General features: G+C 44.6%; 10 protein-coding genes. 5 read left to right on the forward strand and 5 right to left on the reverse strand.

Annotated features, from left to right (window positions below):
• The 3 genes from KDK18_RS00435 to KDK18_RS00445 form a co-directional block, all read left to right on the forward strand.
• On the forward strand, positions 1 to 1,367 hold a 1,367-nt coding region (locus tag KDK18_RS00435), incomplete at its 5' end, for a heparinase II/III family protein (RefSeq protein WP_257252404.1).
• A gap of 9 nt (positions 1,368 to 1,376) precedes the next feature.
• The gene (locus tag KDK18_RS00440; RefSeq protein ID WP_257252405.1) at positions 1,377 to 3,938 is read left to right on the forward strand and encodes a glycosyltransferase family 4 protein; all 2,562 of its coding nucleotides are present in this window, start codon (positions 1,377 to 1,379) and stop codon (positions 3,936 to 3,938) included.
• Positions 3,922 to 5,427 carry a glycosyltransferase family 4 protein gene (locus tag KDK18_RS00445; protein WP_257252406.1) on the forward strand — a complete coding sequence of 502 codons (1,506 nt, stop codon included), beginning with the start codon at positions 3,922 to 3,924 and terminating at the stop codon, positions 5,425 to 5,427. Before KDK18_RS00440 ends, KDK18_RS00445 begins: the two co-directional genes overlap by 17 nt.
• Here the strand turns inward: KDK18_RS00445 and KDK18_RS00450 are convergent.
• On the reverse strand, positions 5,424 to 5,771 hold the full coding sequence (locus KDK18_RS00450; RefSeq protein ID WP_257252407.1) for a type II toxin-antitoxin system RelE/ParE family toxin: 348 nt from the start codon (positions 5,769 to 5,771) through the stop codon (positions 5,424 to 5,426). The two genes, KDK18_RS00445 and KDK18_RS00450, sit on opposite strands and share 4 nt — an antisense overlap.
• Positions 5,772 to 5,773: 2 nt before the next feature.
• Positions 5,774 to 6,109: a type II toxin-antitoxin system Phd/YefM family antitoxin gene (locus tag KDK18_RS00455; protein ID WP_257252408.1), complete on the reverse strand. Its 336-nt coding sequence runs from the start codon at positions 6,107 to 6,109 to the stop codon at positions 5,774 to 5,776.
• 162 nt (positions 6,110 to 6,271) lie between these two features.
• Between KDK18_RS00455 and glmM the strand changes: the two genes are divergently transcribed.
• Positions 6,272 to 7,621, forward strand: a complete 1,350-nt coding sequence (gene glmM, locus KDK18_RS00460; RefSeq protein WP_257252409.1) for a phosphoglucosamine mutase — start codon at positions 6,272 to 6,274, stop codon at positions 7,619 to 7,621.
• A 6-nt stretch (positions 7,622 to 7,627) separates the two neighbouring features.
• Positions 7,628 to 8,788 carry a glycosyltransferase gene (locus KDK18_RS00465; RefSeq protein WP_257252411.1) on the forward strand — a complete coding sequence of 387 codons (1,161 nt, stop codon included), beginning with the start codon at positions 7,628 to 7,630 and terminating at the stop codon, positions 8,786 to 8,788.
• Between the two features lie 324 nt (positions 8,789 to 9,112).
• On the opposite strand, the gene KDK18_RS00470 is transcribed toward KDK18_RS00465, so the two are convergent.
• From KDK18_RS00470 to KDK18_RS00480, 3 genes are all read right to left on the reverse strand, one after another.
• Positions 9,113 to 9,385, reverse strand: a complete 273-nt coding sequence (locus KDK18_RS00470; protein ID WP_257252412.1) for a type II toxin-antitoxin system YafQ family toxin — start codon at positions 9,383 to 9,385, stop codon at positions 9,113 to 9,115.
• Positions 9,382 to 9,645 carry a type II toxin-antitoxin system RelB/DinJ family antitoxin gene (locus tag KDK18_RS00475; RefSeq protein WP_257252413.1) on the reverse strand — a complete coding sequence of 88 codons (264 nt, stop codon included), beginning with the start codon at positions 9,643 to 9,645 and terminating at the stop codon, positions 9,382 to 9,384. The genes KDK18_RS00470 and KDK18_RS00475 overlap by 4 nt, the downstream gene beginning before the upstream one ends.
• Positions 9,646 to 9,757: 112 nt before the next feature.
• A complete protein-coding gene (locus KDK18_RS00480) occupies positions 9,758 to 10,138 on the reverse strand; it encodes a hypothetical protein (protein WP_257252415.1) in 381 nt (126 codons plus the stop codon).
• Positions 10,139 to 10,760: the final 622 nt, after the last annotated feature.

The raw sequence follows: 10,760 nt of genomic DNA on the forward strand, positions 1-10,760 counted from the left end.
TTCATATTCTTGACTTAGCTAACTTAGATAAACTTGCACTACATTCAAACCATGGTCTTTATCAATTATGCGGTCTGCTTGCTATTACAAATACATTACCAGAAATAAAAAACAGAGATTTATATGATGCTTTCGCTAAATATCACTTTTCACAGACCGTTTTGAAAGACGTTAACTCTGAAGGAGTTCATCTAGAACATTCACCAGACTATCACGTTTATATTTCTGACATTCTTTTCTCAGCTATAAAAGCTGGTTGGGTTACAGATCCTCTTGCAATAGAACGTGTTCAAAAAATGAACTCAGTAAATTTCATGCTATTGCATCCAAATAATAAAGCTGTTCGCTTTGGTGATACTTCAGAAAGAGACTTCAGAAGCATCATCAATAAGCAAGTACCTGAATTGTTTTACATCTACAGAAATGGTAAAGAAGGCAAACAACCTAAAGTTCATAACTTAGTTCTTCCTGAATCAGGTTATGCATATTTCCGAGATAAATGGGACAAGAAACCCTGGGTAGAATGTTCATATTTGGCATATAGCGCTTCATTTCACAAGCGCACACATAAACATGCAGATGATTTTACATTTGAATGGTCAGAACTTGGCCAAAGAATACTAGTAGATGCAGGAAAGTTTGGTTACGAAAAAAACTCAGTTGAGCGTTTATATGTCGAGAGCACTAGAGCTCATAACTGTGTTGAAATAGATGAAAAAGACTATAGTAGGTACAACCATGATATCTTTGGCTCAGCAATTGAGGCATGGAGTGAAGCTGGTGATGTGAAATTAGTTGATTCATTTCTCTTCAGAAAAAGGTTTTTTGATACTCGCCACAGGCGCATTGTACTATTTAAACCTGGAAAATGGCTGCTTATAATTGATCATCTAAAAAGTCCTACGAAGCATAAGTTTACACAATGGTTTCACTTCGACCCGAACCTTCATTTAAATCAAACTATTGATTCGATACATGCTGATTTAAGCCCTGAAAATAGAGTATGGGTAACAAACTTTGGAGATAATGAAAAATCCGAGCATTTAAAGGCTCAATTCGAGCCTAGGCTTCAAGGCTGGATTAGTGTCGAACCATACAAGCTTGAACCCAATGATGCCATTGGTTTTACTGTTGATAACAGCGAAGAACATACTTTTGCCACTCTTTTTTCTATCAGTAAAAAAGAAGGTAATAATCCGCAACCTATTATGCTTAAGTCAAATAGCGCAGGGAAATACATTCGAGTGAAATGGAAAACACCTGAAGGTAATGCAGAAGATATAATCTACCGTAATACAAATGAATCAACAACCCTGTTGATAAATGATCACGAAGTTCCAGTAACAACTAGATATAAAAATCATTGATTAACTAATATGTTTAAGACTATTATTCGCCATATTACCAAGCCTTATAGTTACCAGCTGTTGAAGTCAGAACTTGCGCAACGCTTGAAAAATCAACCACTTCATAAGGTTGAAAATTGGGCTAGATCACAAGTTAAGATTGGTCGTGCACATGATTATGACATTAATCTTGCGTTATTTTCTATATTAAAAGAATCGTCACCTGAAAGTGCAATCCCCTATGGTCAAAAGGCATTAAAGATAAAGTTTGATGAGAAACTTGCTGAATCAATAAAGGTGAGAATACAGCGCGTTCAAGCAAAGCAGACGCAAGCACATCAACGCTGGATTTCTTCCCATAACGTTTCTGGGTTGGTTCAGTTTTCAAAAAATAACACTGCTCAAGAAACTGAAGCTTGGTTAATCAAAGCAGTTGAACTAAACCCCGAATTGGAGTGTAACTTATATAAAACCTATTTCAACATATTTAAAGATAGTGATACTGAACTTGCCGTGAGTTATGGTGAAAAAGCTATAGCCATTTCGGAAGATAAGCGTTTCACGGCTGTTGTTAAAAATCGTAAAGAAAGTCTGTCAAAATCCCTTATAAAAAGCACAAACCTTACTGAGCTTTTTCCAAAAATATGCAATTTGATAGAATCTGGAAATAAAAAAACTGCTTTTGACGTTTTTAGTCAATTAAGAAATGACAGTACTAAGTTAAAGTTAGCCAAAGCTCTATTTAGTGAATACAAAAATACAAAAACCAACATTGCTTGCCAGTTTATAACACCAGTAATTGATAAAATTGATGATATAGCTTATCTTAAAGTCGTTGCTGCTAGATTGTATGCTAACAAGAGCATGGAAATGGCAGCAAAGGTATATGCCAGATGTATTGAATTCGATCAGAGCAATACTCTCCTTGAGCGCTTCGTTATAAGCTATGCAACTTCTCACAAAAGCACACTACTGAATAAATACAAGCTTACTGGATCTATTCAACATACTATAAAAGCGGCATTACCAAATTCTTTAGATAATCATTTAGTCGAAGAGTCTGTTTTATGGATTACTTATTTATGCCTGAAAGCTGATGATGAATATACAGCAAAAAGTATTGATGTAGCTAAAAAGTTAGTCGACCAAGGCAATAAAAAAGTTGCACTTAATCTGTCAAAGCAATACTTCGAACAGGGCTTAATTTACAATGCACTAAATGAGAGTGGACTTGATACAACAGTTAATACGCATAAGCATCAACAGGAATTGCTAAAGGGTTATCAAAGGCTGATTGAATACGGATTTCCTATGCCCGCTATTCAGGAGAGTCATGTCGGTATAGCAAACAAAGCTTTATATACCCTTTATAATTCTTTGCCCGTTCATTCTGCTGGTTATGCAACACGAGCGCATGGACTAATGCTTGAATTACGTGAGCATGGTATTGACTTTAGCGCTATAACCCGACGTGGTTACCCACAGGATTTACGTAAATTCCGTGATTACCCAGTTTCACAAGTTGAGCGTGTAGACGGTATCCCGTACTATAGACTTCCAACCGAAACTGAAGGGCATGGCTTTATTCCACTTGATGAGTACCTGACGAAGTATGCCCAACACATCATTGAACATGCTAAAAAACATGAAGTCGGTGTTCTACACAGTGCTTCTAATTTTGTAAATGGTGTTGCGACTAACTATGCAGCCAAAGCACTTGGTATTAAATCTATCTATGAAGTACGTGGATTGTGGGAAGTTACCCGCATGTCTCGTCAGCCAGAATGGCAAGGTACAGAACACTACGAAATGATTAAACGCCTGGAAACAGAATCAGCAATGTTTGCTGATCAAGTAATAACCATTACTCAGGCATTGAAAGACGAAATGATACGTAGAGGTATAAACGAAGATAAAATTACTGTAGTACCTAATGGCGTTGATACCAGCAGATTTGAGATTTTACCTCGTGACAAAAAGCTAGAGGAGAAATTAGAACTCCAGGATCAGATTGTTATTGGCTATGTTGGTTCAATGGTTGACTACGAAGGTCTGGACTTATTAATAAATGCAACAGAGCAGCTCAGGGATAAAGGACTGACTGGCTTTAAGGTTTTGATGGTAGGTGATGGTGCCGTAAAAGCTGAACTGGAGCTAATGGCACAGAAAAAGCAACTGCAGGATCTGATCATATATACTGGAAGAGTGCCACATGATGAAGTTGAGGATTACTATTCTTTAATTGATATCTGCCCGTTCCCCCGTAAAGGCCTACCTGTTTGTGAAATGGTTTCCCCCCTGAAACCCTTTGAAGCCATGGCAATGGGTAAGGCTGTTGTTTCTTCTGACGTCGCAGCCCTGGCTGAAATTGTACAGGATGAAAGAACAGGTCTACTCCATAAAATGGATGATGCCGAAGATCTGGCTGATAAACTTCAACTACTGATTGAGCAGCCGAAACTGCGTGAGCAGTACGGTCAAGCCGCCAGAGAGTGGGTTGTTGCCGAACGTGACTGGAAGGTTTTGGCTAAGAGGGTTGATGCGGTTTATAAAAGGTTGCTTTCTCAGGTTGACGATGAAAAAGCTGCTTAAACGGTTTTGGCGTTCTTCAGGTTTGGGTTTGCGATGGCTGGCTAAGAAAGAGTTACCATGTACTGAATGGATACTGCTTCGGTTATGGCCGGAGCACAGATTTCATTTAATCCTTTTCTTGTTCAGAAATAGTCATATAAACAAAGCGCATTCACTGTTAACAGGTTTTGTACCTGCTAATCATAGTGAAGCGCTCTGGCTTGAAAGAATTTGTAGCTTTTATGATATGATCAGTGGTCGGCATCAATGGCAACTGCCAGAGGCAGAATCACTACTATTACCTGTTTTTAACCAAAACGTTTTAATGGCGCTGCATAACTCGGCACCCTACGATTTTGCCGGTTACTGGTACCGTTCTGAAAATATTCTGATGCAGTTACGTAACTGGGGTGTTGCCATTCATTGTGCAACCCGCCCAGGTTATCCTTGGGATTTACAAAAGCATCGTGGGTTACCGGTAACGCAGGCTGACCGGGTTGGGGGTGTGGTTTTTCAGCGCTTGCCTGCCCATGCTGCACCTTATAAACAAGGTTCCGATTTTCGTTACGTGAAAGAGTATTCCAGACAATTAGCCGAGCTTGCTACCCAGCAAAAGGCCACCGTTATTCACGGGCATTCCAACTACCTTAATGGCCTTGCCGCTATTGAAGCGGCAAGGTTAGCTGGTGTCGCTTCTGTTTATGAGGCTCGTGGTTTCTGGCATTTAACCCGGCTTTCAAAAGAGCCGGATTTTGCCAACACCGATGCTTTTCTTTATGAGGAGAATATGGAAAAGCTGGCTCTGCGGGAAGCAGATCGAGTGGTTACGCTGTCACAAGCAATGAAGTCGCTGATCATCAGCTGGGGTATCAATGCGGATAAGATCCATGTGATTCCTAATGCGGTGGATGCTCGCCGGTTTCAACCACAACCCTCTGATATGGAGTTACGTGAGCAGTGGCCGGTGAGTGGTTTTATTGTTGGTTTTATTGGTTCCATTACGCCCTATGAGGGACTACTGGATCTTACCGCTGCAGTTAAACGACTACGGGCACAGGGGATTGCCATTTCATTGGTAATCGCCGGAGCCGGGCCTTATGAATCTGAACTCAGAAAAGCAATCAACGGCTGTGATTATATTTATTATGCCGGAGCCATCCCTCACAGTGATGTACAACGCTGGTATGCTAGTTTTGACTGTTGTGCCTATCCACGAAGGAATGATGCAGTCTGTCGTTATGTCCCCCCTATGAAAGTGCTGGAAGCGATGGCAATGGAAAAACCGGTGGTGGTTTCTGATCTGCCACCGTTAACCGAAATGGTGGAACACGGGGTTACCGGCCTTATCTGTCGACCGGATAATGCAGATTCACTGGCAGAATGTCTTGAAAAACTGCTGGAAAAGCAACTGGCCATGCGGCTGGCAACCGCTGCCAGAGAATGGGCTGAGAATAATCGTACTTGGGAGCAGAATGGTAAGCAGTATGTTCAGATGTACTCTACCATTTAGTTCCTGAACAGCCGCTTTTGCAATAACGTACTGAAATTTCTCCGCCCATCGGCACAAAGCAATATAGCAACCGTGATGTCCTGATTGTTTCCTGTTGCGCCCTCATTGACCAGGTAAATAATACGAAAAGGCTTCCTTACCAATTGCCGATATTCAGTATTCCCGAACCGGGTCAGTTCCGGAACTATGGCACCTTTATAGGGCTGCTCCCTGAGGCTTTGCAAGGCGGTATTAAAAGTCTGCCTTAATTTCACTGCCCGGGGGTTGCCAAAGTGGTCTCTGGTGTAGGTGACAATATCCAGTATGTCCCGTCGGGCATCCTGAGTGAGAATAACTTTTGTCACGATTACTCCCCTGTGCTGTTTTGTGATTCTTCACCATTGTTATGGTCCCGGTTATTATCAGGAGCGTCATCCATCAGGAGTTGATCAATATCAGCCATTACACTGTCTGCCGTAACGGTGTGATGGTCGGCCAGCTGACGTTTTCCCAGGGCCAGCAGTTTTAACAGGGCGATATCTTCCTGCAATGCTTCATAACTGTGGATATCCTGAATAACAGCTTTAGCTTCACCGTTCTGGGTGATCACCAGCGGCTCCCGGCTTTCTTGCAGCTGGTTTAGTACCTCGGCTGCGTTGGCTTTCAGGTAGCTGATGGGCTTGACTTGTTGTGAGAGTTTCATCCTGAATTGCCTCCATGAGACTTAATTAAGACCTTATATAGTCTAGCTGGTTTACTATCATACACAAACCTTTTGGGCTGGTTTTAGCATTAACCGCCCTGCCTTTTCTATTGAGCCCTGAAAGATACTGTTCCTATCCTCTTATTCCTTTAGTGATTTCCAATGACCAGAAAATACTTCGGTACCGACGGCATCCGTGGCCGTGTCGGTCAATTTCCTATTACCCCTGATTTTGTCCAGAAACTGGGCTGGGCTGCCGGGCGTGTACTAAAGCGCGAGGGCAATAACCGGGTGTTGATCGGTAAAGATACCCGAATCTCCGGCTATATGTTCGAGTCGGCTTTAGAAGCCGGGCTTTCGGCGGCGGGGATGGATGTGTATTTGTTAGGCCCAATGCCTACGCCAGCTGTCGCTTACCTGACCCATACCTACAACGCCAGTGCCGGTATTGTGATCAGTGCTTCCCATAACCCCTATTACGACAACGGTATTAAGTTCTTCTGCGGTGAAGGGCTAAAGCTTCCCGATTCCGTGGAGCGGCAGATTGAAGCAATGCTGGAAGAACCGTTCAGCTGTGTGCCCTGCAATGAGTTAGGTAAGGCTCGCCGTATTAATGATGCGGCTGGTCGCTACATCGAGTTTTGCAAAAGTACCGTACAACCAAGGCTGAATCTGCATGGTCTGAAGATTGTGGTGGATGCCTCCAACGGCGCCTGTTACAAGGTGGGGCCTGCGGTATTTGCTGAGTTGGGGGCTGAGGTGATCAGCACCGGTATTGAGCCCAACGGCACCAATATTAATGACGGTTTGGGTTCCACCTGTATTAACCATTTGCAGCAGCAGGTGCTGGAACATCATGCAGATCTGGGCATTGCCTTTGATGGCGATGGTGACCGGCTGATTATGGTGGATGGCAATGGCGACGAGCTGGACGGTGATGAGCTGCTGTTTATTATGGCCTGCTCACTGCAAGACCGTGGTCTGTTGCAGGGCGGTGTGGTGGGCACTGTGATGTCCAACCTGGGAATGGAGCACGCCCTGGCCGAGCGCAATATTCCGTTTACCCGTGCAGCGGTGGGTGACCGTTATGTTAATGAGTTGCTGCTGGCCAATGGCTGGTATCTGGGTGGAGAATCCTCCGGCCATCTGATCTGCCGACAGGTGACCACAACGGGTGATGGTATTGTGGCCGCTTTGCAGGTGCTGGCAGCGGTTCAACATTCCGGAAAGACTCTGGCGGAACTGAAGCAGGGCATGAACAAGTACCCACAGCATTTGGTCAATATTGTTATGACCGAGCGCCGAGACCTTGCCCGTATTCCTGCAGTGACTCGTGCCGTTACCGAATGCGAACAGGCACTGGCTGGCTGCGGTCGGGTATTGTTGCGCCCTTCCGGTACTGAACCCGTCGTTCGGGTGATGGTAGAAGGTGAAGATAAGGCGGAAATTACCCAGCACTGTCAGGTGTTGGCGGAGAAGGTTGAGCAGGTATTGAAGGCGTTGAACGGTTAATAGGCCTTGAATACGCTTCTTTCCGTTATTATCCCCTTTCGGAAGCGGTCGGGCGATCGGGCTTCTGTTGAGCGTCTTGATCAGGCCATTGGCTGTTTTGCAGATCAACCAGATATTGAACTCGTGGTTTTTGATACGGGGCGACAATCAACGCGCTTAAAATTGACTAATGGACAGCAGGACAACCTGCTCTATTACCATCAGTTTCAGCCAGGTGTATTCGCTCCGGGGCAGGTGCGTAATGCAGCGGTTGCCCATGCAACTGGTCAGTATATTTTTCTGTTTGATGCGGATTTATTGATCAGCCGGGGAATGATTGATCAGCTATCAGGCTTTGTTCGGGAATTGACACTGGAAGGGCCGCAGGCTTTTCGCATGTTCCCCTGTCTTTATCTTTCGCAACGCTATTCTGCCCATTTTACGGCGGAATTTTTTAAGCCTGTTTTGCAGCAGGCTTTATACCAGGAGGTGTTTGAATCCTGGTTTCGTGGTGAAGTCTGTAAAGTGGATGGCATCGCCCTGGCCTCCAGCTGTTTACTGATCCATCGTGAATGGTTTCTGGCGATGGGTGGCTTTCGTGAGGCGTTTGCTGGCCATGGCTATGAAGACTTTGATCTGATCCACCGACTGGCCATGTATTACCCTGTTGGCAAACGGCCTGCCGATTATTCTGAGGATGTGAAAAGACAGTTTCCGGGGGATTACCGGGGCTTTCGCCGCTACTTTAGTTATTATGCGGTGCCGCATTTGTTTAACGGTTCATTTCTGCTGCACCAGTGGCACCCAAGGCCACTGACTCGACAATACCACCGTAAAAGAAAGGAGAATGAAGCCCGTTTTGCCGAGATCCTCAAGGACGCCACGGTGACATTGCCAGAACCTTTGCCGGGCTTTCAGGCAGACGCTGAGATATTGGCTGTTTTAAAAAACGGTGTTTACGACTCTGATAGGGTACTTTCTGATTTTCCTTGCTGGTTACGGGAGCAACAAACGTTGAATGGCTTTCCGGTTGAGGAATATCCTGGTTTGTTTCGTTTTCAGGCTGGTGTGAGGAAAAAGAATGGTGGTTTCTGGCGGAAATGGCGGAAGTTGTTTTTGAATCCGGCGGCGTTTTTTCGGGATAGTGTGTTTGTGCGGAAAAGTTGGGAAAAAAGGAGCAGGTCTTGATTGTTGATATCGTTTGACTTTGTTTTATTTTTGAGGCTCTTTGGGTCGTTTTCTTGCCGTCATTCCCGTCATTCCCGCGAAGGCGGGAATCCACACTGACTCACCATCAGAACCATACTGCCCGGACTCCCCTGGCCTTGTCATCCTCGTGAAGGTGGAGACACACTGTTGACGCTGGATTCCCGCCTTCGCGGGAATGACGACCCTTCGCGGGAATGACGATCTCAGAGCTTGGGAACGAGCTGTTGGAGTTTTGCGACACCCTCTGGGACCCACGAGGCCTGAAAGCGTGGGAACGAGTCAATGCACCGGAATAGCCAGTTGCTACCCAAATAAATCAGAATGTGATCCAGTTCTTTCAAAAAAGATTTCACTTCCAACCACTTTGTAGATCAATAACCAATCAGATTCTACATGACATTCTCTACGTCCTTTGTGATTTCCTGTCAGGTAATGATCTTTATGCTTCGGCTCAAGTGGTTCTTTTTTTGCGAGCTGAACCATAATCTTTTTAAGTTTCTTTAAATCCTTACCCTGGCGCTCGACTTTCTTATAATCCTTTTTGAATTTCGTCGACCTTACTGGAGTCAGCATCATTCTTTGTCCAGATCATCAAACATTTCTTCCATAGAATCATATCGGGTCAAACCTACACCCTTATCTGTATCTTCGAAAGTTTTCAGGGTTTCTTGATTAGGTATACGAACATCAAAAGGCAACCCGTTACACAAGCCTACCTGCTTATAAAACAAAGTGATTGCGTCTGTTGCGTTCAGCCCAAGTTTCCTGAATATCGCCTCTGCGTGTTCCTTTACATCAGGCTCTATTCTGGCCCGGATCATTGCGCTTTTGCTCATTGTAAGTACCTTTGTATGTCATATTTGTTCCGTGCAGCTTCATTGTAGATCATTTGAGGTACAGTGCAAAGGCAACATAAAGTTGTAGAGTCCGTTTTCAGGTTTGAGACGCCTAAACGTTAAAGTACCAGTTTACTGCCAGTACGGAAGTAATAGTCAGCAGGGCACTGCCAAAGGTAACAAGGTATTGCCGGTTGATGGTGGTGTGGATTTCGGTTTTCAGTTCGGCGTATGCCTTGGAGTTTTCCACTTTCAGTTCGTAGTAGCGGGCATCTGTCTCAGCTTTCTGTTGGTAGTAGCGGGCGTCTGACTCGGCTTTGATGTCGGCCATTTTTTGATCGCTGCGAACCTGGTGCTGCAAGATAGCCTCCTGCATGATGAGCACGTCTTTCTTGCTGGCATTGTGGTCCGGGTCAAGGGAGGCACTGACTTTTGCCGCCAGCTCCTCATCAATGCCTATGTTTTTCAGTTCTGTAAACAGCGTTACCGACACACTCAGCTCTTGTTAACCGATGGAAGAGGTGCAAGCTTAGACCATGAATGACTTTAACAACAAACCGCCTGGTCTGATTATCCTCCCAGCTACAAGGAAAAAGAGGAAAAAGGGTCAGGTCTTGATTATTGACATCGTTTAACTCTGTTCTATTTTCAAGGTTCTTTGGCTCGTTTCCACGTTTGGCAGAACATTGGCTCCCATGCTGAGCCAATGCGACAGAGTCCGTTTTCAGGTGTGGGTATGCATTTCCACGCTGGGACCCACGGGGCCTAAAAGCGAGGGAACGAGTCAACCTATCAGTTCAAGGGTTATTGCTCTTTTCTTGAAAAAATTTGATGTAGTCGACGAATAATTTCATTAAACTTCTCTGCTTTGATGTGCCGTGAATAACTTTCCCGGACGCGCATAGCTCTCACGATTAAGGGTTCCATGGTTGAAGTCGTTTGCAGCAATAACAACTGCTGTCGGATCAGAGTAGGGTTTACTGGTAATCTGGCAGTTTGAGGTTGCCCTGATTGTCTACAGTGGCTTTAAAAGTCTGAAACATATCCCATGCTCCCTATGTCAATGGTTCATCAACGATAGCTTAGCTCTGTAGTGAGGGGAAGCTATTGACGCC

The organism is Endozoicomonas sp. SESOKO3 (genome assembly GCF_024606255.1).

What these genes read in the sequence shown, in the direction of transcription:
- KDK18_RS00455 (WP_257252408.1), bottom strand. Translation starts at nt 6,109, where the DNA reads ATGAAACTCTCACAACAAGTCAAGCCCATCAGCTACCTGAAAGCCAAC.
- KDK18_RS00445 (WP_257252406.1), top strand. Translation starts at nt 3,922, where the DNA reads ATGAAAAAGCTGCTTAAACGGTTTTGGCGTTCTTCAGGTTTGGGTTTG.
- KDK18_RS00470 (WP_257252412.1), bottom strand. Translation starts at nt 9,385, where the DNA reads ATGATGCTGACTCCAGTAAGGTCGACGAAATTCAAAAAGGATTATAAG.
- KDK18_RS00475 (WP_257252413.1), bottom strand. Translation starts at nt 9,645, where the DNA reads ATGAGCAAAAGCGCAATGATCCGGGCCAGAATAGAGCCTGATGTAAAG.
- glmM (WP_257252409.1), top strand. Translation starts at nt 6,272, where the DNA reads ATGACCAGAAAATACTTCGGTACCGACGGCATCCGTGGCCGTGTCGGT.
- KDK18_RS00440 (WP_257252405.1), top strand. Translation starts at nt 1,377, where the DNA reads ATGTTTAAGACTATTATTCGCCATATTACCAAGCCTTATAGTTACCAG.